17 protein-coding genes are annotated in these 19,975 nt (G+C 57.5%); 15 read left to right on the top strand and 2 right to left on the bottom strand.

Translation table 11 applies throughout. The annotated features are described in order from the left end of the window. Positions 1-523: 523 nt before the first annotated feature. Positions 524-1,813 (bottom strand): citrate synthase, encoded by a 1,290-nt coding sequence (gltA, locus tag K0F88_RS15685; protein ID WP_131062225.1) that lies wholly within the window; start codon positions 1,811-1,813, stop codon positions 524-526. Positions 1,814-2,176: 363 nt separating this feature from the next. On the opposite strand from gltA, the gene sdhC reads away from it, so the two are divergent. From sdhC to K0F88_RS15625, 12 genes are all read left to right on the top strand, one after another. After that, positions 2,177-2,551, top strand: a complete 375-nt coding sequence (gene sdhC / locus K0F88_RS15680; protein ID WP_010456855.1) for a succinate dehydrogenase, cytochrome b556 subunit — start codon at positions 2,177-2,179, stop codon at positions 2,549-2,551. Next, positions 2,545-2,913: a succinate dehydrogenase, hydrophobic membrane anchor protein gene (sdhD, locus tag K0F88_RS15675; RefSeq protein WP_007945134.1), complete on the top strand. Its 369-nt coding sequence runs from the start codon at positions 2,545-2,547 to the stop codon at positions 2,911-2,913. Before sdhC ends, sdhD begins: the two co-directional genes overlap by 7 nt. Positions 2,914-2,916: 3 nt before the next feature. After that, the gene (sdhA, locus tag K0F88_RS15670) at positions 2,917-4,692 is read left to right on the top strand and encodes a succinate dehydrogenase flavoprotein subunit (protein ID WP_219095630.1); all 1,776 of its coding nucleotides are present in this window, start codon (positions 2,917-2,919) and stop codon (positions 4,690-4,692) included. A gap of 11 nt (positions 4,693-4,703) precedes the next feature. Beyond that, on the top strand, positions 4,704-5,408 hold the full coding sequence (locus K0F88_RS15665; RefSeq protein WP_219095629.1) for a succinate dehydrogenase iron-sulfur subunit: 705 nt from the start codon (positions 4,704-4,706) through the stop codon (positions 5,406-5,408). Between the two features lie 260 nt (positions 5,409-5,668). Then, a complete protein-coding gene (locus K0F88_RS15660) occupies positions 5,669-8,500 on the top strand; it encodes a 2-oxoglutarate dehydrogenase E1 component (RefSeq protein WP_219095628.1) in 2,832 nt (943 codons plus the stop codon). Between the two features lie 42 nt (positions 8,501-8,542). Continuing rightward, a complete protein-coding gene (gene odhB / locus K0F88_RS15655; protein WP_219095627.1) occupies positions 8,543-9,763 on the top strand; it encodes a 2-oxoglutarate dehydrogenase complex dihydrolipoyllysine-residue succinyltransferase in 1,221 nt (406 codons plus the stop codon). Between the two features lie 110 nt (positions 9,764-9,873). Next, the gene (lpdA, locus tag K0F88_RS15650) at positions 9,874-11,310 is read left to right on the top strand and encodes a dihydrolipoyl dehydrogenase (RefSeq protein WP_219095626.1); all 1,437 of its coding nucleotides are present in this window, start codon (positions 9,874-9,876) and stop codon (positions 11,308-11,310) included. A gap of 200 nt (positions 11,311-11,510) precedes the next feature. Then, positions 11,511-12,677, top strand: a complete 1,167-nt coding sequence (gene sucC, locus K0F88_RS15645) for an ADP-forming succinate--CoA ligase subunit beta (protein ID WP_008148602.1) — start codon at positions 11,511-11,513, stop codon at positions 12,675-12,677. Continuing rightward, a complete protein-coding gene (gene sucD / locus K0F88_RS15640; protein ID WP_008148605.1) occupies positions 12,677-13,558 on the top strand; it encodes a succinate--CoA ligase subunit alpha in 882 nt (293 codons plus the stop codon). The genes sucC and sucD overlap by 1 nt, the downstream gene beginning before the upstream one ends. Before the next feature lie 360 nt (positions 13,559-13,918). After that, positions 13,919-15,232, top strand: a complete 1,314-nt coding sequence (gene brnQ / locus K0F88_RS15635) for a branched-chain amino acid transport system II carrier protein (RefSeq protein WP_219095625.1) — start codon at positions 13,919-13,921, stop codon at positions 15,230-15,232. 204 nt (positions 15,233-15,436) lie between these two features. Continuing rightward, a complete protein-coding gene (locus K0F88_RS15630; RefSeq protein WP_219095624.1) occupies positions 15,437-16,174 on the top strand; it encodes a DUF599 domain-containing protein in 738 nt (245 codons plus the stop codon). Beyond that, positions 16,174-16,575, top strand: coding sequence for an MAPEG family protein (locus K0F88_RS15625; RefSeq protein WP_094471307.1), 402 nt, complete (start codon positions 16,174-16,176; stop codon positions 16,573-16,575). Before K0F88_RS15630 ends, K0F88_RS15625 begins: the two co-directional genes overlap by 1 nt. Before the next feature lie 67 nt (positions 16,576-16,642). Here K0F88_RS15625 and K0F88_RS15620 read toward each other — a convergent pair whose 3' ends face one another. Continuing rightward, the gene (locus K0F88_RS15620) at positions 16,643-16,876 is read right to left on the bottom strand and encodes a hypothetical protein (RefSeq protein ID WP_064679026.1); all 234 of its coding nucleotides are present in this window, start codon (positions 16,874-16,876) and stop codon (positions 16,643-16,645) included. Between the two features lie 157 nt (positions 16,877-17,033). Between K0F88_RS15620 and K0F88_RS15615 the strand changes: the two genes are divergently transcribed. The 3 genes from K0F88_RS15615 (at position 17,034) to htpG (ending at position 19,945) form a co-directional block, all read left to right on the top strand. After that, on the top strand, positions 17,034-17,510 hold the full coding sequence (locus tag K0F88_RS15615) for a PaaI family thioesterase (RefSeq protein ID WP_219095623.1): 477 nt from the start codon (positions 17,034-17,036) through the stop codon (positions 17,508-17,510). Then, positions 17,507-17,959, top strand: a complete 453-nt coding sequence (locus K0F88_RS15610) for a PaaI family thioesterase (RefSeq protein WP_109628641.1) — start codon at positions 17,507-17,509, stop codon at positions 17,957-17,959. Before K0F88_RS15615 ends, K0F88_RS15610 begins: the two co-directional genes overlap by 4 nt. An 81-nt stretch (positions 17,960-18,040) precedes the next feature. Continuing rightward, on the top strand, positions 18,041-19,945 hold the full coding sequence (gene htpG, locus K0F88_RS15605) for a molecular chaperone HtpG (RefSeq protein WP_219095622.1): 1,905 nt from the start codon (positions 18,041-18,043) through the stop codon (positions 19,943-19,945). The last annotated feature ends 30 nt before the right edge of the window (positions 19,946-19,975 follow it).

The raw sequence follows: 19,975 nt of genomic DNA, 5'->3' as shown, positions 1-19,975 counted from the left end.
CTGCGCGCCACTCCCCGGATGAACACCTCCACTCAGCCTCCCGACGGGGCGGGTGGGTCAAGATCAAGAGCTGAAGGCGAGCTAACGCTCGGCCTGATGAGTGGTGAGAAGCGGGCGTGTGCGCCGATCTGTTTTTGTAGGAGCTGGCTTGCCAGCGATGGCGGCCTGACAGCCGACCAAGATCTTGTAGATGTACCCAATTTCATTGTGGGGGTGAGCATGCTCGCACCTACAGGTGCGAGGATGCTTTGGCTTTTGACGTTGATCTTGATCTTGATCTTGATCTCTCGCCCCTTCGGCAGGCCGAGCGTCGGGGCGAAGCTTTTTGCTTACTTTTCGGCGTCTGGAAAAGTGAGTCGCTGTAAGAGCGAAACCATAAGTAGCCGTTACCGCAGAAACGGATATGTACGAGACTAAAAAACCCGTCGGCCCTAAGGCCGCTGAGACCGCACAAACAAAAACGGCCTCTATATAAATAGAGGCCGTTCCCGGTACAACTTAAGACGTTATCGCAAGACAGGTCTTATTTGCGGTCTTCCAGCTTGGTGATGTCACGCGACTCGTAGCCGGTGTACAGCTGGCGAGGACGGCCAATCTTGTACGGGCTGGAGAGCATTTCTTTCCAGTGGGAGATCCAGCCGACGGTCCGCGCCAGGGCGAAGATCACGGTGAACATGCTGGTTGGAATGCCGATCGCCTTGAGGATGATCCCCGAGTAGAAGTCGACGTTCGGGTACAGCGAGCGTTCGATGAAGTAAGGGTCGGTCAGCGCGATCTCTTCCAGGCGCATGGCCAGTTCGAGTTGCTTGTCGTGCTTGATACCCAGTTCCTTCAGCACTTCGTCGCAAGTCTGCTTCATGACGGTAGCGCGTGGGTCGCGGTTTTTGTAAACCCGGTGACCGAAGCCCATCAGTTTGAACGGATCGTTCTTGTCCTTGGCCTTGGCGATGTACTTGTCAATGTTCGACACATCGCCAATTTCATCAAGCATGGTCAGAACAGCTTCGTTCGCGCCGCCGTGGGCAGGGCCCCACAGTGCAGCGATGCCGGCGGCTATACAGGCGAACGGGTTGGCACCCGAAGAACCGGCCAGGCGTACAGTGGAAGTCGATGCGTTCTGCTCGTGGTCGGCATGGAGGATGAAGATCTTGTCCATGGCCTTGGCGAGCACCGGGCTGATCGGTTTGATCTCGCACGGGGTGTTGAACATCATGTGCAGGAAGTTTTCCGCGTAAGTCAGGTCGTTGCGCGGGTACATCATGGGTTGGCCCATGGAGTACTTGTAAACCATCGCTGCCAGGGTCGGCATCTTGGCAACCAGGCGGATCGCGGAAATTTCGCGATGCTGCGGGTTATTGATGTCGAGGGAGTCGTGGTAGAAGGCCGAGAGGGCGCCGACTACGCCGCACATGACGGCCATTGGGTGAGCGTCGCGACGGAAGCCGTTGAAGAAGGTCTTCAGCTGCTCGTGAACCATGGTGTGGTTCTTCACGGTGCTGACGAACTGGGCCTTCTGTTCTGCGGTCGGCAATTCGCCGTTGAGCAGCAGATAGCAGGTTTCCAGGTAGTCTGACTTTTCAGCCAGCTGTTCGATCGGGTAACCGCGGTGCAGCAGAATGCCGTTGTCGCCGTCGATATAGGTGATCTTCGACTCGCAGGAAGCTGTCGACATGAAACCAGGGTCAAAGGTGAAACGGCCCGTGGCCGTCAGGCCCCGAACGTCGATTACATCGGGACCAACGGTGCCGGTTAAAATGGGCAGCTCGACGGGGGCTGCGCCCTCGATGATCAACTGCGCTTTTTTGTCAGCCATGTGGCCTCCTATTTATGCTTGAAATCATCAGACAGACCCCCCACGCAGGGCCCGCACCACTATAGTGAGATAAATTCGAATGTCAATTTGCCTAAAGTCTTGCTCCAGAAGGCTTTAACCGGACTTTTTCCTCGAAATTGACTGCCATTTACGCCTTTTATCCAACTTGTGCAATGAGCTATTAGGGGAAGGTGAACGCGTTGTCATTAGTAGCCTAACTGTCTATACTCGGCCTCCGACCGCCAGGGGCTTTTGGGCCTGCTTTACTGGGGGTCGCACTCCCTGGGTGGTGGGTACCTGACCAGTGCACTCCCCAACAACTTTGCCCTGATTGTTAGGGGCTCTTCAGTGTGAAAAAAAGCCGTGAATAGCCAACGACCTGTAAACCTAGACCTAAGGACCATCAAACTCCCAGTCACTGCTTACACGTCCATTCTTCACCGAATCTCCGGAATCATCCTCTTTGTCAGCCTGGCCATCATGCTTTATGCATTGGACAAGTCGCTCGACTCGGAAGAAGGCTTCGGCCAGGTGAAAGCGTGTCTGACCAGTCCGCTAGCCAAGCTAGTGATTTGGGGCATCCTGTCCGCCTTGCTGTATCACCTGGTTGCCGGTGTGCGCCATTTGATCATGGACATGGGCATCGGCGAGTCGCTTGAAGGCGGCAAACTGGGCTCGAAAATCGTTATCGCCGTTTCCGTGGTGGTAATCGTTCTGGCAGGAGTTTGGATATGGTAACTAACGTCACGAACCTGTCCCGTTCGGGCCTCTATGACTGGATGGCACAACGTGTGTCTGCGGTCGTTCTCGCGGCTTATTTCATTTTCCTGATCGGATACGTCGTCGCCAACCCAGGCATCGGCTACGCCCAATGGCATGAACTGTTCGCAAGCAACTGGATGCGTATTTTCAGTCTCCTGGCCCTCGTTGCCCTCGGCGCTCACGCCTGGGTCGGCATGTGGACCATCGCGACCGACTACCTGACGCCAATGGCGTTCGGCAAGTCCGCGACTGCAATACGTTTCCTCTTCCAGGCAGTATGCGGCGTCGCGATGTTCGCCTACTTCGTCTGGGGTGTGCAGATTCTTTGGGGTATCTGATTCATGTCTACTACAGTTAATACGCTTTCGTTCGACGCCATCATCATTGGTGGCGGCGGTGCCGGCATGCGCGCTGCGCTGCAGCTGGCACAAGGTGGTCACAAGACTGCCGTAGTTACCAAGGTTTTCCCGACTCGTTCGCACACTGTATCCGCCCAGGGTGGCATCACCTGCGCCATCGCCTCGGCAGATCCGAACGATGACTGGCGCTGGCACATGTACGATACCGTCAAGGGTTCCGACTACATCGGTGACCAGGACGCTATCGAATACATGTGTTCCGTAGGCCCGGAAGCCGTTTTCGAACTCGAGCACATGGGTTTGCCGTTCTCCCGTACCGAACAGGGCCGCATTTATCAGCGTCCGTTCGGCGGTCAGTCGAAAGACTTCGGTAAAGGTGGACAGGCTGCGCGTACATGCGCCGCTGCCGACCGTACCGGTCACGCACTGCTGCACACTTTGTACCAGGCCAACCTCAAGGCCGGCACCGTGTTCCTCAACGAATACTACGGTGTCGACCTGGTGAAGAACGAAGATGGTGCCTTTGTCGGCATGATCGTCATCTGCATCGAAACCGGCGAAACTTCCTACGTCCGCGCTAACGCCACCGTATTGGCGACCGGCGGTGCAGGTCGTATCTACTCGTCCACCACCAATGCCCTGATCAACACCGGTGACGGCGTCGGCATGGCTCTGCGTGCTGGCGTGCCGGTACAAGACATTGAAATGTGGCAGTTCCACCCGACCGGCATCGCCGGCGCCGGTGTACTGGTGACTGAAGGTTGCCGCGGTGAAGGCGGTTACCTGATCAACAAGCACGGCGAGCGTTTCATGGAGCGTTATGCTCCGAACGCCAAAGACCTGGCGGGTCGTGACGTTGTTGCTCGCTCGATGGTTAAAGAAATCATCGCCGGCAACGGTTGCGGTCCGGATGGCGACCACGTAATGCTGAAACTCGATCACCTCGGTGAAGAAGTTCTGCACAGCCGTCTGCCAGGCATCATGGAACTGTCCAAGACCTTCGCCCACGTCGATCCAGCCGTGTCGCCGATTCCGGTCGTTCCAACCTGCCACTATATGATGGGCGGCGTGCCGACCAACATTCACGGTCAGGCAATCACCCAGGACGCCGATGGCGTTGACCAGATCATTCCTGGTCTATTCGCAGTAGGCGAAGTGGCTTGCGTATCGGTTCACGGTGCCAACCGTTTGGGCGGCAACTCGCTGCTCGACCTGGTGGTGTTCGGCCGTGCGGCCGGTCTGTTCCTGGAGCAGACCCTGAAAGAAGGCGTTGATTACGCCCGTCCTCGCCAGTCCGACATCGACGCAGCCCTGGCTCGTCTCGATGGCCTGAACTCGCGTACCGAAGGCGAAGACGTCGCCACCCTGCGTAAAGAACTGCAAAGCTGCATGCAGAACTACTTCGGTGTATTCCGTACCGGTGAATACATGCAGAAGGGTATTGCCCAGCTGGCTGATCTGCGTGGCCGTATCGCCAACGTCAAGATCAACGACAAGAGCCAGGCGTTCAACACCGCTCGAATCGAAGCCCTGGAACTGCAAAACCTGCTGGAAGTGGCCGAAGCCACCGCCATCGCTGCAGAGATCCGCAAAGAGTCCCGCGGCGCTCACGCCCGTGAAGACTACGAAGATCGCGACGACGAAAACTGGCTGTGCCACACCCTGTACTTCCCGGGTGACAAGCGCGTGACCAAGCGTGCCGTGAACTTCTCGCCGAAAACTGTTCCGACTTTTGAACCTAAGATTCGGACTTATTAAGGGTGGCCGCCATGTTGCAAGTCAGTGTTTATCGCTACAACCCTGATCAGGACGCTGCGCCGTTCATGCAGGAATTCCAGGTCGACACCGGTGGTAAAGACCTGATGGTGCTGGACGTGCTGGCCCTGATCAAAGAGCAGGACGAAGGTTTCTCCTATCGTCGCTCTTGCCGTGAAGGTGTTTGCGGTTCCGACGGCATGAACATCAACGGCAAAAACGGTCTGGCGTGCGTCACGCCGCTGTCCGCTGTCGTAAAAGGTAACAAGCTGATCGTTCGTCCGCTGCCAGGTTTGCCGGTTATCCGTGACCTGGTCGTCGATATGAGCATCTTCTACAAGCAATACGAAAAGGTTAAGCCATACCTGCAGAACGACACGCCGGCTCCGGCCATCGAGCGTCTGCAGTCCCCTGAAGAGCGTGAAAAGCTCGACGGTCTGTACGAGTGCATCCTGTGCGCTTGCTGCTCGACCTCTTGCCCGTCCTTCTGGTGGAACCCGGACAAGTTCCTGGGTCCAGCTGCTCTGCTGCAAGCGTACCGCTTCCTGGCAGACAGCCGCGACACCAAGACTGCCGAGCGTCTGGCTTCGCTGGATGACCCGTTCAGCGTATTCCGCTGCCGCGGGATCATGAACTGCGTCAACGTCTGTCCGAAAGGCCTGAACCCGACTAAGGCCATCGGTCACGTGCGTAACATGCTGCTGCAAAGCGGCGTGTGATACAGGCTGTAATCGCAGGACCGTTGTACCCGTAGATGCTACGGCGCAGGCTTCAACCGGCGCCGTAGTCTTAACCTGAGCAGCAGCTTATAAAGCTGCGGCTCTTATTTTGAAGAAATGAGACAAGCAGGGGCATCCGGGCTGGTACCCGGACTATCAGCGTGATCCTAAGTGGCTTGTTTTGGTCGCTGCATTCGGACTTCTGCAAGCGTGCTCGGTGTCGACGCCGGTGGTGTTCCCCTAACCGAGGGTGACCAAGCATGCAAGAAAGCGTGATGCAGCGCATGTGGAACAGCGCCTACCTATCCGGTAGTAACGCTGCCTATGTGGAAGAGCTCTACGAGCTCTACCTGCACGACCCTAACGCTGTGCCAGAAGAGTGGCGCACCTACTTTCAGAAGTTGCCTGCTGACGGCAACACTGCCACCGATGTTTCGCACTCCACAATTCGCGATCATTTCGTCCTGCTGGCAAAGAACCAGCGCCGCGCCCAACCGGTTTCCGCCGGCAGCGTGAGCAGTGAGCACGAGAAGAAGCAAGTTGAAGTGCTGCGATTGATCCAGGCCTACCGTATGCGTGGCCACCAGGCAGCCCAGCTTGACCCGCTGGGGCTGTGGCAGCGTCCTGCACCTGCAGACCTGTCGATCAATCATTACGGCTTGACCAATGCCGATCTTGATACGACCTTCCGTGCCGGCGACCTGTTCATCGGCAAAGAGGAGGCGAGCCTACGCGAAATTCACGAAGCGTTGCAGCAGACATATTGCCGCACCATCGGCGCTGAATTTACGCATATCACCGATTCCGAGCAGCGCCAGTGGTTCCAGCAGCGTCTGGAAAGCGTGCGTGGTCGTCCGACTTACTCCGCCGACATCAAGAGCCACCTGCTCGAGCGCGTCACCGCCGGCGAAGGCCTGGAAAAATACCTGGGGACCAAATACCCGGGTACCAAGCGTTTCGGCCTGGAAGGCGGCGAGAGCCTGATTCCGATGCTCGACGAGTTGATCCAGCGTTCCGGTTCCTACGGCACCAAGGAAATCGTTATCGGCATGGCCCACCGTGGTCGTCTGAACGTGCTGGTCAACACCTTCGGCAAGAACCCGCGCGAGCTGTTCGACGAGTTTGAAGGCAAGAAGAAGGTCGAGCTGGGTTCCGGTGACGTTAAGTATCACCAGGGCTTCTCGTCCAACGTCATGACCACCGGCGGTGAAGTTCACCTCGCGATGGCCTTCAACCCGTCCCACCTGGAAATCGTATCTCCAGTGGTCGAGGGTTCGGTTCGCGCCCGTCAGGATCGTCGTAACGACCCTACCGGCGAGAAGGTTTTGCCGATCTCCATCCACGGTGACGCGGCATTCGCCGGTCAGGGCGTGGTGATGGAAACCTTCCAGATGTCGCAGACCCGCGGTTTCAAGACCGGCGGCACCGTGCACATCGTGATCAACAACCAGGTTGGTTTCACCATCAGCAACCCGCTGGACTCGCGTTCCACCGAGTACGCGACCGACGTTGCGAAAATGATCCAGGCGCCGATCCTCCATGTGAATGGCGATGATCCGGAAGCCGTGTTGTTCGTGACCCAGCTGGCCATCGACTACCGCATGCAGTTCAAGCGTGACGTGGTGATCGATCTGGTCTGCTACCGTCGTCGCGGCCACAACGAGGCCGACGAGCCAAGCGGCACCCAGCCGATCATGTATCAGCAGATCACCAAGCAGCGCACCACCCGTGAGCTGTATGCCGATCGTCTGACCCAGGGCGGTGTACTCGACGCAGAGCGTGTTCAGGCGAAAGTCGACGAATACCGCAACGCGCTGGACAACGGCCTGCATGTTGTAAAAAGCCTGGTCAAAGAGCCGAACAAAGAGTTGTTCGTGGACTGGCGTCCGTATCTGGGCCACGCCTGGACTGCGCGTCACGACACACGCTTCGATCTGAAAACCTTGCAGGAACTGTCCGCCAAGCTGCTGGAAATCCCGGAAGGCTTCGTGGTTCAGCGCCAGGTCTCGAAAATCTACGAAGACCGTCAGAAGATGCAAGCCGGCGGCCTGCCGATCAACTGGGGTTACGCCGAAACCATGGCGTATGCGACCCTGGCGTTCGAAGGTCACCCGATTCGCATGACGGGTCAGGACATCGGTCGCGGTACGTTCTCGCACCGTCACGCTGTCTTGCACAACCAGAAAGACGCGGGGACCTACATCCCGCTGCAAAACCTGTACAAGGGCCAGCCACGTTTCGACCTGTACGATTCGTTCCTGTCCGAAGAAGCCGTGCTGGCGTTCGAATACGGTTACTCGACCACCACGCCTGAGGCGCTGGTGATCTGGGAAGCCCAGTTCGGCGACTTCGCCAACGGTGCCCAAGTGGTCATCGACCAGTTCATCACCAGTGGCGAGCACAAGTGGGGCCGTCTCTGCGGTCTGACCATGCTGTTGCCGCACGGTTATGAAGGTCAGGGGCCGGAGCACTCGTCGGCTCGTCTGGAGCGTTACCTGCAGCTGTGCGCCGAGCACAACATTCAGGTTGCCGTACCGACCACGCCGGCCCAGATCTACCACTTGCTGCGTCGTCAGGTGATTCGCCCGCTGCGCAAGCCATTGATCGTTCTGACTCCGAAGTCGCTGTTGCGTCACAAGCTCGCCATATCGACCCTGGAAGATCTGGCCGAAGGTTCGTTCCAGACCGTGATCCCGGAAATCGATGCCCAAGACCCGAAAAAGGTCGAGCGCATTGTTCTGTGTAGCGGCAAGGTCTACTACGACCTGCTGGAAAAACGCCGTGCCGAAGGTCGTGATGACATCGCCATCGTGCGTATCGAGCAGCTGTACCCATTCCCTGAGGACGACTTGAACGAAGTCCTGGCTCCGTACACCAACCTCAAACATATCGTTTGGTGTCAGGAAGAGCCGATGAACCAGGGTGCCTGGTACTGCAGCCAACACCACATGCGCCGCATCGTAGGCAATCACAACAAGGCGCTCGTTCTCGAGTACGCCGGCCGTGATGCTTCTGCTGCACCGGCTTGTGGTTATGCATCGATGCACGCTGAGCAGCAGGAAAAACTGCTGCAAGACGCCTTTACTGTTTAACGCCTTCGCGCACCTGAAACCGAATTTAAGGACCCACAGATAATGGCTATCGAAATCAAAGCCCCCACTTTCCCGGAATCGGTTGCCGATGGCACCGTTGCCACCTGGCACAAAAAACCGGGCGACGCTGTAAAGCGTGACGACCTGATCGTCGACATCGAAACCGACAAGGTTGTGCTGGAAGTGTTGGCTACCGCTGACGGCGTGCTGGGCGCTATCGTCAAGAACGAAGGCGACACCGTTCTGTCCGACGAAGTGCTGGGCTCCATCGAAGCGGGCGGCGCTGCTGCCGCTCCAGCTGCAGCCGCTGCTCCGGCTGCTGCACAAGCTGCTGCCCCAGCCGCTGAAGGCGAAGACGATCCTGTTGCTGCACCGGCTGCTCGCAAGCTGGCTGAAGAAAACGGTATCAACATCGCTTCCGTTGCCGGCACCGGCAAAGGCGGTCGTGTGACCAAGGAAGACGTGGTTGAAGCCGTTGCTGCCAAGAAAGCCGCTCCGGCTGCCGCGCCTGCCAAGGCTGCTGCTCCGGCGGCCGCTGCTCCTGTGTTCGCTGCTGGCGACCGCATCGAGAAGCGCGTTCCGATGACCCGCGTTCGCGCTACCGTGGCCAAGCGCCTGGTAGAAGCCCAGTCGAACATGGCGATGCTGACCACGTTCAACGAAGTCGACATGACTGAAGTCATGGCCCTGCGTTCGAAGTACAAGGACCTGTTCGAGAAGTCCCACAACGGCGTGCGCCTGGGCTTCATGTCGTTCTTCGTCAAGGCTGCTACCGAAGCGCTGAAACGCTTCCCGGCCGTCAACGCGTCGATCGACGGTGCCGACATCGTTTACCACGGTTATGCCGACGTCGGTGTGGCTGTTTCCAGCGACCGCGGCCTGGTTGTACCGGTTCTGCGTAACGCCGAACTGATGAGCCTGGCTGAAATCGAAGGCGGCATCGCCACCTTCGGCAAGAAGGCTCGCGACGGCAAACTGTCGATGGACGAAATGACCGGCGGTACGTTCACCATCACCAACGGTGGTACCTTCGGTTCGATGATGTCGACTCCGATCGTCAACCCGCCGCAAGCGGCCATCCTGGGCATGCACAACATTCTGCAGCGTCCTATGGCGATCAACGGTCAGGTCGTGATCCGTCCGATGATGTACCTGGCTCTGTCCTACGATCACCGTCTGATCGATGGCAAAGAAGCTGTGACCTTCCTGGTTACCATCAAGAACCTGCTGGAAGACCCGGCTCGTTTGCTGCTGGATATCTGATTTCGTTGCACGGGCCGTCCAGTGATGGGCGGCCCTCCTGTAATGACCAGCTTCGTCCCACGACAGTCCCCACAAGGGGTTGTCCGGTTTGATTCGAGAAGGAATGACACATGACTCAGAAATTCGACGTGGTAGTGATTGGCGCGGGCCCTGGCGGTTACGTGGCTGCCATTAAAGCAGCGCAACTGGGCCTCTCCACTGCCTGCATCGAGAAATACACCGATAAGGAAGGCAAACTGGCCCTCGGCGGTACTTGCCTGAACGTCGGTTGCATTCCATCCAAGGCGCTGCTGGACAGCTCCTGGAAATACAAGGAAGCCAAAGAAGGCTTCGCCATCCACGGCATCAATCACGCTGGCGTGACCATGGACGTGGCGGCAATGGTTGGCCGTAAAGCCAACATCGTCAAAGGCCTGACCTCTGGCGTAGCCACCCTGTTCAAGGCGAACGGCGTCACTTCCCTGCAAGGCCACGGCAAACTGCTGGCCGGCAAGAAAGTCGAGCTGACCAAGCCGGACGGTACCGTTGAAATCATCGAAGCCGAGAACGTGATTCTGGCTTCGGGCTCGCGTCCGATCGACATTCCACCGGCTCCGGTTGACCAGAACGTGATCGTCGATTCGACCGGCGCACTGGAATTCCAATCCGTACCCAAGCGTCTGGGTGTGATCGGCGCTGGCGTCATCGGTCTGGAACTGGGTTCGGTCTGGTCGCGTCTGGGTTCGCAAGTGGTTGTCCTGGAAGCGCTGGAGAAGTTCCTGCCAGCCGCTGACGACGCCGTTTCCAAAGAAGCCTTCAAGACCCTGACCAAACAAGGTCTGGACATCAAGCTGGGCGCTCGTGTCACCGGTTCCAAAGTGAACGGCAACGAAGTTGTCGTGAACTACACCGATGCCAACGGCGAACAGAACATCACCTTCGACAAGCTGATCGTTGCCGTTGGTCGCCGTCCAGTGACCACCGAACTGTTGGCTGCCGACAGCGGTGTGAACATCGACGAGCGCGGTTTCGTATTCGTTGACGACCAGTGCGCCACCAGCGTACCGGGCGTTTACGCGATCGGTGACGTGGTTCGCGGCATGATGCTGGCGCACAAGGCGTCCGAAGAAGGCATCATGGTCGTTGAGCGCATCAAGGGCCACAAAGCCCAAATCAACTATGACCTGATCCCGTCTGTTATTTATACTCACCCGGAAATCGCGTGGGTCGGCAAGACCGAGCAGGTATTGAAGGCTGAAGGCGTTGAAGTTAACGTTGGCACCTTCCCGTTCGCAGCCAGTGGCCGTGCCATGGCAGCCAACGATACCGGCGGTTTCGTGAAAGTCATTGCTGATGCCAAGACTGACCGCGTATTGGGCGTCCACGTGATTGGCCCGAGCGCTGCAGAACTGGTTCAGCAGGGCGCGATCGGCATGGAATTCGGCACCAGCGCTGAAGACCTGGGCATGATGGTTTTCTCCCATCCGACCCTGTCTGAAGCCTTGCACGAAGCAGCTCTGGCTGTGAATGGCGGCGCCATCCACATTGCCAACCGCAAGAAGCGTTAAGACAAGACAATAAGAAACCACGGCGGAAGGCCCGTCGTGAGCCTTGCGTGCAAGACTCACCGCGGAATGTCCGCCGGACGCAGCCTTGCGTAGTCTCACCGGTTATCCGGAACACCTACGCAAGCAGCAGTCACAGGTGGTGCGGCACTTGAACAAGTGCAGCACCGAATGCGCAGTACCTAACGAAGACGGTAATAAGCATGAATCTTCACGAGTATCAGGGTAAGCAGCTGTTCGCTGAATACGGCCTGCCAGTATCCCAGGGTTTCGCCGTAGACACCCCGGAAGCAGCAGCAGAAGCGTGCGACAAAATCGGCGGGACCGAATGGGTTGTCAAAGCCCAGGTCCACGCTGGTGGTCGCGGTAAAGCGGGCGGCGTAAAGCTGGTTCGCAGCAAAGAAGACGCCAAGGCCTTCGCACAGCAGTGGCTGGGCAAGCGTCTGGTGACTTACCAGACTGACGCCAATGGCCAGCCAGTCACCAAGATCCTGGTTGAATCGTGCACTGATATCGCTAAAGAGCTGTACCTGGGCGCTGTCGTTGACCGTTCGAGCCGTCGCATCGTGTTCATGGCTTCCACCGAAGGTGGCGTGGACATCGAGAAAATCGCTCACGACACCCCTGAGAAAATCCTCAAGGCCACTATCGATCCACTGGTTGGCGCTCAGCCATTCCAGGGTCGCGAGCTGGCATTCCAGCTGGGTCTGGAAGGCAAGCAAGTTGCTCAGTTCGCCAAGATCTTCGTAGGTCTGGCCAAGCTGTTCAAGGATCACGACCTGGCTCTGCTGGAAGTGAACCCGCTGGTGATCAAGGCTGACGGCGATCTGCATTGCCTCGATGCCAAGATCAACATCGACGCTAACGCCATGTATCGTCAGCCTAAGCTGAAGACTTTCCACGATCCGTCGCAAGACGATCCGCGCGAAGCGCACGCTGCCAAGTTCGAACTGAACTACGTAGCACTGGAAGGCAACATCGGTTGCATGGTCAACGGTGCTGGCCTGGCCATGGGTACCATGGACATCGTCAACCTGCATGGCGGCAAACCAGCCAACTTCCTCGACGTGGGCGGCGGTGCTACCAAAGAACGCGTTACCGAAGCGTTCAAGATCATCCTGTCCGACACTAACGTCGCTGCAGTATTGGTCAACATCTTCGGCGGCATCGTTCGTTGTGACATGATTGCCGAAGGCATCATCGGCGCTGTGAAAGAAGTCGGCGTGAAAATCCCGGTTGTTGTTCGCCTTGAAGGCAACAACGCTGAGCTGGGCGCTAAAGTACTGGCAGAAAGCGGTTTGAACATCATCGCTGCTACCAGCCTGACCGACGCTGCTCAACAAGTCGTTAAAGCTGCGGAGGGCAAATAATGAGCGTCCTGATCAATAAAGACACCAAAGTTATCTGCCAGGGTATTACCGGTTCGCAAGGTAGTTTCCACACCCAGCAAGCCATCGAATACGGCACCAAGATGGTTGGCGGCGTAACTCCGGGCAAAGGCGGCACAGAGCACCTGGGTCTGCCAGTGTTCAACACCGTGAAAGACGCTGTAGCTGCCACTGGCGCTACCGCCAGCGTGATCTACGTTCCGGCTCCTTTCTGCAAAGATTCGATCCTGGAAGCTGCTTTCGGCGGCATCAAGCTCATCGTTTGCATCACCGAAGGCATTCCTACCCTGGACATGCTGGACGCTAAAGTTAAGTGCGACGAGCTGGGCGTAGTCCTGATCGGCCCTAACTGCCCAGGCGTGATCACTCCAGGCGAATGCAAGATCGGCATCATGCCAGGTCACATTCACTTGCCAGGCAAGGTCGGTATCGTTTCCCGTTCCGGCACCCTGACCTACGAAGCTGTGAAGCAGACCACTGACGCCGGTTTCGGTCAGTCGACTTGCGTCGGCATCGGCGGTGACCCGATCCCGGGTTCGAACTTCATCGACATCCTGAAGCTGTTCCAGGAAGACCCGAAGACCGAAGCGATCGTCATGATCGGCGAGATCGGCGGTTCGGCTGAAGAAGAAGCGGCTGCCTACATTAAGGCACACGTGACCAAGCCGGTTGTTTCCTACATCGCTGGTGTGACTGCCCCTGCGGGCAAGCGCATGGGCCATGCTGGCGCAATCATCTCTGGCGGCAAGGGCACTGCAGACGAGAAGTTTGCTGCCCTGGAAGACGCAGGTGTTAAAACCGTGCGTTCGCTGGCAGACATCGGCAAGGCTTTGTCCGAGCTGACCGGTTGGGCGATCAAGTAAGCCTCGCGCTTAGCTGACGCTTCACCAAACAAAGGCCACCTTCGGGTGGCCTTTGTCGTTTCCGGGGTTTGAGAAATTCGCAGGCTTCTGTGGTGAGGGAGCAAGCTCCCTCGCCACAGGGTTTAGTTGTGAACATTTTGATATGTAAACGCGACACGGAAATGTCGCGTATCGGATAGATCGCCCCTTAACAGTGCGTTTGTCGGGCAAATTCGTTAGGCTAGCGGCCATTTTTGCGTTTGCGTCCCACAAGGAAGCGTCGCGCTAAACGGGTCAGTCCTATACGGACCGACAGCATTTCCCTCACCCATCAGGGAAATCCCTCTCTAAATTCCGATTCAGTAGTGTGGTATTTCCTTAATGAAAGTTTTGAAAGGTCAGGACATCCTGGCACTTGGTTTTATGACGTTTGCCCTGTTCGTCGGGGCCGGCAACATCATCTTCCCGCCTATCGTCGGTTTGCAGTCCGGGCCTAATGTCTGGATGGCAGCGCTAGGCTTCTTGATCACCGCAGTCGGTTTGCCGGTGATCACCGTGGTTGCGTTGGCCAAGGTCGGTGGTGCGATGGATGCCTTGAGCAGCCCGATCGGCAAAATCGCCGGTGGCCTGCTGGCCGCTGCGTGCTACCTCGCGGTCGGCCCGCTGTTCGCCACGCCGCGCACCGCGACCGTATCGTTCGAAGTGGGTCTGGCGCCGCTGACCGGTGAAAGCCCGCTGGCGCTGTTCCTCTACAGCTCGGTGTACTTCCTGCTGGTGTTCTTCATTTCGCTCTATCCGGGCCGTTTGCTGGATACCGTAGGACGTTTCCTCGCCCCCCTGAAGATCATCGCCCTGGCCGCACTCGGCATCGCCGCATTCGCGCTGCCGGCCGGTGACATCGGCGTGGCGACGCCTGAGTATGTCGCGGCGCCGTTCTCCCAAGGGTTCATCAACGGTTACCTGACCATGGATACCCTTGGCGCGCTGGTGTTCGGCATCGTCATCGTCAACGCGATCCGCTCCCGTGGCGTCGAGTCACCAGCGCTGATCACCCGCTACGCGATCATTGCCGGGCTGATTGCCGGCGTGGGCCTGGCGCTGGTGTACGTCAGCCTGTTCCGTCTTGGTTCGGGCAGCCATGAAGTGGCAGCCGGTGCAGCCAACGGCGCGGCGGTGTTGCACGCCTATGTTCAACACACCTTCGGTTCGTTGGGCAGCGGTTTCCTGGCGGTGCTGATCTCTCTGGCCTGTCTGGTGACAGCAGTCGGCCTGACCTGCGCTTGCGCTGAATACTTCAGCCGTGTGCTGCCACTGTCCTACAAGACGCTGGTCATCATCCTGGCCGTGTTCTCCCTGTTTGTGTCCAACCTGGGCCTCACCAAGCTGATTGCGTTCTCGATCCCGGTGCTGACTGCGATCTACCCGCCGTGCATCGCCCTGGTAGCGCTGAGCTTCTGCAAAGACTTCTGGCATGAACAGGGCCGCATCGTCGGCCCGGTGATGTTGGTCTCGTTCATTTTCGGCATGATCGATGCGCTCAAGGGCGCAGGTCTGGCGGACTGGATGCCAACACAGCTGTCCCACTTGCCGCTGAGCGAGCAGGGCCTGGCCTGGCTGGTGCCGTCGGTGATGACCTTGGTGGTTGCGGTGGTGTGCGACCGTCTGCTGGGCAAGCGCGAAGAAGCACTGGCTTAACCTGCTTCATGGTCCGCCACAAGCGGGCCAATCAAGCAGAAAACAGAAATGCCCCGTATCAATCGATACGGGGCATTTTTTATGCACGAGAGGCGGTGTCTTTTTTTGTCAGCTAACGTCGAAGCACTGCAATTACCCTGTGGGAGCGAGCCTGCTCGCTCCCACAGGGTTTCGGTGTACCGATCTCACATCACAAGGACCTGCATGTCGTTCATCCACGCCAACATCATCCACATCCTCGCCGCCGTCTGGTTTGTCATCTGTTGGGGCGGCTACACCCGCTATGCCTCGTGGAAGGGCCGCGACACCGCGTGCCTGGCCAGTGTGCTGCACTTGTACCGTGAAGACTGGATGCGCCGCATGCTGCTGCGCGATAACCGCATCGCCGACGCCAGCGTGATTGGCAACCTGGAGCGCAACGCCTCGTTCTTCGCTTCCAGCACACTGATTATCCTGGCCGGTATTCTTACGGTGCTCGGCGCGTCCGAGCGGGCCGTGTCGCTGCTGGCGGATATTCCAATGGTGCAACAGGCCTCGCAGGGTATGTCCGAGATCAAGTTACTGTGTCTGGCGCTGGTGTTTGTCTATGCGTTCTTCACCTTCAGCTGGTGCATGCGCCAGTACAACTTTGCCGCCATTTTGATCGGATCGGCGCCAATGATTGGTGAGCGCCACGTGTCCGAACAAGAGCGAAAAGCCTTCGCCGCCCGAGCCGCCCGGGTGATTTCCATGGCGGCCAACCAGTTCAACTTTGGCCTGCGCTCTTACTACTTCGGCATGACCATGCTGGCCTGGTTCGTCAGCCCATGGCTGTTCATGTTGATGAGTGCCGGCGTGGTGCTGGTGCTGTATCGCCGGGAGTTTCATTCCGACGTTCTCGATGTGATGGTCTATACCCCTACAGAGGCGCCATTGCCCGAAGCCAATAAAGAGGCCGCTTGATGAGTATTCCGTTCTGGTGCGTGTTTATCAGCGCCTTGCTGATCTACGTGGCCCGCATGCCCGTGGGCAAGGCCATGAAAGAGCAGGGCGGTTACAACAATCACCTGCCGCGTCAGCAACAAGCGCAACTCACAGGCTTCGGTGCCCGTGCGGTGGCAGCGCATCAAAACTGTTTCGAGGCCTTCATATTATTTGCGGTGGGAGTGTTGATGGCGCACACCACGCAAACGGCGGGATGGCTGATCGATACACTGGCAATCATCTTTGTGATTACCCGAATCATTTATCTACTGTGTTATTGGGCTGATCTTGCCTGGCAGCGCAGCCTGGTATGGATCATCGGACTAGTGTGTTCGTTGCTGCTGATGATTAGTCCGACTTTTAGAACTATTTTGCTCTAACGGGCCGAATGACAGACAAAAGAAAACCCGCACTTGGCGGGTTTTCTTTATCACGCTAAAAACTGTTTTAGTTTTTAGGTGCTTCTTTTGCGGCGGCTTCGTTCGATTCAGCCTGAGCTTTGGCAGCTTCGGCGTTTTCTTTCGCAGCGTCGTTCACTTTATCCTGAGCTTTGTTCATGTCTTGCTGAGCTTGCTCAGCATGTTGGTTAGCATCTTGAGCTTTGTCCTCGGATTTTTTATCGCAAGCAGCGAGACCGAGGGAAGCGGTCAACATCAAGGCAATAGCTAAAGTCTTACGCATGGGGTGTATCTCCTTATGGAAAATATCTACTGGCCTTTCGAGCACAGCCCCTAGGGTTAAGTTCCTCAATTCGTTCAGATATATAAGATTATTCCCACGGGAACTTTTACGAATACGTCGAACACATTCTCCGAATACTAAGAAGAGTATTTCTCACATGACCGAAAACCCCGTTTTTGAGCGCGCGACGCGATTTCTATCGGCGCTCAGGCATTGCCAGGTACTGGGTTTGCGCGTTCACAGCGCCAGCAGCGAAGGGCTGACGGTCATCCTGCCGTACAGCCCTCAAATCGTCGGCAACCCGCAGACCGGAGTGATCCATGGCGGGGCTTTGACCTCGCTGATGGATACCGCATGCGGCATGTCGACCCTCTGCGTCCTGCCCGAATTTGAAGTCTGCCCGACCCTCGATTTGCGCATTGACTACATGCACGCCGCCGAGCCTCACAAGGATGTCTACGGTTTCGCCCAATGCTACCGGGTGACCACCGACGTGATCTTCGCCCGAGGCTTTGCCTACCAGGACGATCCAGAACAGCCCATCGCCCATGTCGTCGGCACATTCATGCGCATGGGAAAAGCAGTCAAAGGCGCCAAGGGTTTTGGTGGTGCGATCGCCGGAGGTGTGAAATGACTGACACCTTCAAAGAACAACTTCAGCAGGCCCATGAGCAGGGAGACTACGCCTCGCTGCTGCACCTGCTGCCTTACGCCAAACTGATCGGCATCGAGTGTTCCCGTGTCGGAGATGAGTTGCTGTTCCGCCTGCCGGCCAACAAGGACAACATTGGTAACCCTTTACTGCCGGCGATACATGGTGGAGTGATCGCCGGGTTCATGGAGCTGTCCGCAGCGCTGCACTTGCTGATTTTCACCGGTTCGCCCGGTGTGCCGAAGATCATCGACTTCTCCCTCGACTACCTGCGAGCCGGGCAATTTCGCGATACGTGGGCCAAATGTCAGGTTTGCCGCCAGGGCCGACGCGTGGCAAACGTGGCGATTACCGCCTGGCAGACCACCGAAGCCGAGCCGATTGCCACGGCCCGCGGTCATTTCAAAATTGAAGAGCCCTTGAAATCCTGAACTCAGCCCCAAACTCTGATGACAACCCGCCGCCGACCCTTTAGGTCGCGGCCACTGCCATCTGATTGGAGTTTGATGACCATGAGTGTGGAAACTCAAAAGGAAACCCTGGGCTTCCAGACCGAGGTGAAGCAACTGCTGCACCTCATGATCCATTCGCTGTATTCCAACAAGGAAATTTTCCTTCGCGAATTGATCTCGAACGCCTCTGACGCTGTCGACAAATTACGTTTCGAAGCCCTGTCCAAGCCTGAACTGCTGGAAGGTGGCGCCGAACTGAAAATCCGTGTGAGCTTCGACAAGGACGCCAAGACCGTCACCCTCGAAGACAACGGCATCGGCATGAGCCGTGAAGACGCGATTACCCACCTGGGTACCATCGCCAAATCCGGCACTGCCGACTTCATGAAGCATCTGTCTGGCGATCAGAAAAAAGACTCGCACCTGATCGGTCAGTTTGGTGTCGGTTTCTACTCGGCCTTCATCGTCGCCGACAAAGTTGACGTATTCAGCCGTCGTGCCGGTGCTGCTGCTTCCGAAGGCGTGCATTGGTCGTCCAAAGGCGAAGGTGACTTCGAAGTTGCCACCGTTGAGAAAGCCGAGCGCGGCACCCGTATCGTCCTGCACCTGAAATCCGGTGAAGACGAATTCGCCGATGGCTGGCGTCTGCGCAACATCATCAAGAAGTATTCCGACCACATCGCTTTGCCGATCGAGTTGCCGAAAGAAGTGGCAGCCGCTGAAGGCGAAGAGCAACCGGCCGTTGAATGGGAAACCGTCAACCGCGCCAGCGCCCTGTGGACCCGTCCTCGCACCGAGATCAAGGACGAGGAATACCAGGAGTTCTACAAACACATTGCTCATGACTTCGAAAATCCGCTGAGCTGGAGCCACAACAAGGTCGAAGGCAAGCTCGAATACAGCTCGCTGCTGTACGTGCCGACCCGTGCTCCGTTCGATCTGTACCAGCGTGAAGCGCCGAAGGGCCTGAAGCTTTACGTACAGCGCGTATTTGTCATGGATCAGGCCGAGTCGTTCCTGCCGCTGTACCTGCGCTTCATCAAAGGTGTGGTCGATTCCAACGACTTGTCGCTGAACGTGTCGCGGGAAATCCTGCAGAAAGACCCGATTATCGATTCCATGAAGTCGGCGCTGACCAAGCGCGTTCTGGACATGCTGGAAAAACTGGCGAAAAACGAGCCTGAGCAGTACAAAGGCTTCTGGAAGAACTTCGGTCAGGTCATGAAAGAAGGCCCGGCAGAAGACTTCGCCAACAAAGAGAAAATCGCTGGGCTGCTGCGTTTCGCATCGACCAACGGTGATGAAGGCGAGCAAGTGGTGGGTCTGGCCGACTACCTGGCTCGCGCCAAGGAAGGTCAGGACAAGATCTACTACCTGACCGGCGAAACCTACGCGCAAGTCAAAAACAGTCCGCACCTGGAAGTCTTCCGCAAGAAAGGCATCGAAGTGCTGCTGCTGACCGACCGCATCGACGAGTGGCTGATGAGCTACCTCAGCGACTTCGACGGCAAGAGCTTCGTCGACGTGGCGCGCGGTGACCTGGACCTGGGCAACCTGGATTCGGAAGAAGACAAGAAAGCGGCGGAAGAAGTCGCCAAGTCCAAAGAGGGCCTGGTTGAGCGTCTGAAAACTGCGCTGGGCGATTCCGTCGCTGAAGTACGGGTTTCCCACCGTCTGACCGATTCCCCGGCGATTCTGGCCATCGGCGAGCAGGACCTGGGCATGCAGATGCGTCAGATCCTCGAGGCCAGCGGTCAGAAGGTTCCGGATTCAAAGCCGATCTTCGAATTCAACCCGGCTCACCCGCTGATCGAGAAACTCGACAACGAGCAGAGCGACGAGCGCTTCGGCGACCTGTCGCACATTCTCTTCGATCAGGCGGCCCTGGCGGCCGGCGACAGCTTGAAAGACCCGGCCGCGTATGTGCGCCGCCTCAACAAGCTGTTGGTTGAACTGTCGGTTTAACTGAAGTTGTACAAAAACCCGCTTCGGCGG

It is taken from the genome of Pseudomonas sp. UMAB-40 (assembly GCF_900095275.1).
GTDB classification, from domain to species: Bacteria; Pseudomonadota; Gammaproteobacteria; order Pseudomonadales; family Pseudomonadaceae; genus Aquipseudomonas; species Aquipseudomonas mandelii_B.
Note: the sequence above shows the minus strand (reverse complement) of the source record. Positions and strands in the feature narration are given on the sequence as shown.

Coding starts and splice junctions, on each gene's coding strand:
- sucC (WP_008148602.1), top strand. CDS start 11,511: ATGAATCTTCACGAGTATCAGGGTAAGCAGCTGTTCGCTGAATACGGC.
- sucD (WP_008148605.1), top strand. CDS start 12,677: ATGAGCGTCCTGATCAATAAAGACACCAAAGTTATCTGCCAGGGTATT.
- sdhD (WP_007945134.1), top strand. CDS start 2,545: ATGGTAACTAACGTCACGAACCTGTCCCGTTCGGGCCTCTATGACTGG.
- odhB (WP_219095627.1), top strand. CDS start 8,543: ATGGCTATCGAAATCAAAGCCCCCACTTTCCCGGAATCGGTTGCCGAT.
- K0F88_RS15610 (WP_109628641.1), top strand. CDS start 17,507: ATGACTGACACCTTCAAAGAACAACTTCAGCAGGCCCATGAGCAGGGA.
- K0F88_RS15665 (WP_219095629.1), top strand. CDS start 4,704: ATGTTGCAAGTCAGTGTTTATCGCTACAACCCTGATCAGGACGCTGCG.
- K0F88_RS15615 (WP_219095623.1), top strand. CDS start 17,034: ATGACCGAAAACCCCGTTTTTGAGCGCGCGACGCGATTTCTATCGGCG.
- K0F88_RS15625 (WP_094471307.1), top strand. CDS start 16,174: ATGAGTATTCCGTTCTGGTGCGTGTTTATCAGCGCCTTGCTGATCTAC.
- sdhA (WP_219095630.1), top strand. CDS start 2,917: ATGTCTACTACAGTTAATACGCTTTCGTTCGACGCCATCATCATTGGT.
- lpdA (WP_219095626.1), top strand. CDS start 9,874: ATGACTCAGAAATTCGACGTGGTAGTGATTGGCGCGGGCCCTGGCGGT.
- brnQ (WP_219095625.1), top strand. CDS start 13,919: ATGAAAGTTTTGAAAGGTCAGGACATCCTGGCACTTGGTTTTATGACG.
- K0F88_RS15630 (WP_219095624.1), top strand. CDS start 15,437: ATGTCGTTCATCCACGCCAACATCATCCACATCCTCGCCGCCGTCTGG.
- gltA (WP_131062225.1), bottom strand. CDS start 1,813: ATGGCTGACAAAAAAGCGCAGTTGATCATCGAGGGCGCAGCCCCCGTC.
- htpG (WP_219095622.1), top strand. CDS start 18,041: ATGAGTGTGGAAACTCAAAAGGAAACCCTGGGCTTCCAGACCGAGGTG.
- K0F88_RS15620 (WP_064679026.1), bottom strand. CDS start 16,876: ATGCGTAAGACTTTAGCTATTGCCTTGATGTTGACCGCTTCCCTCGGT.
- K0F88_RS15660 (WP_219095628.1), top strand. CDS start 5,669: ATGCAAGAAAGCGTGATGCAGCGCATGTGGAACAGCGCCTACCTATCC.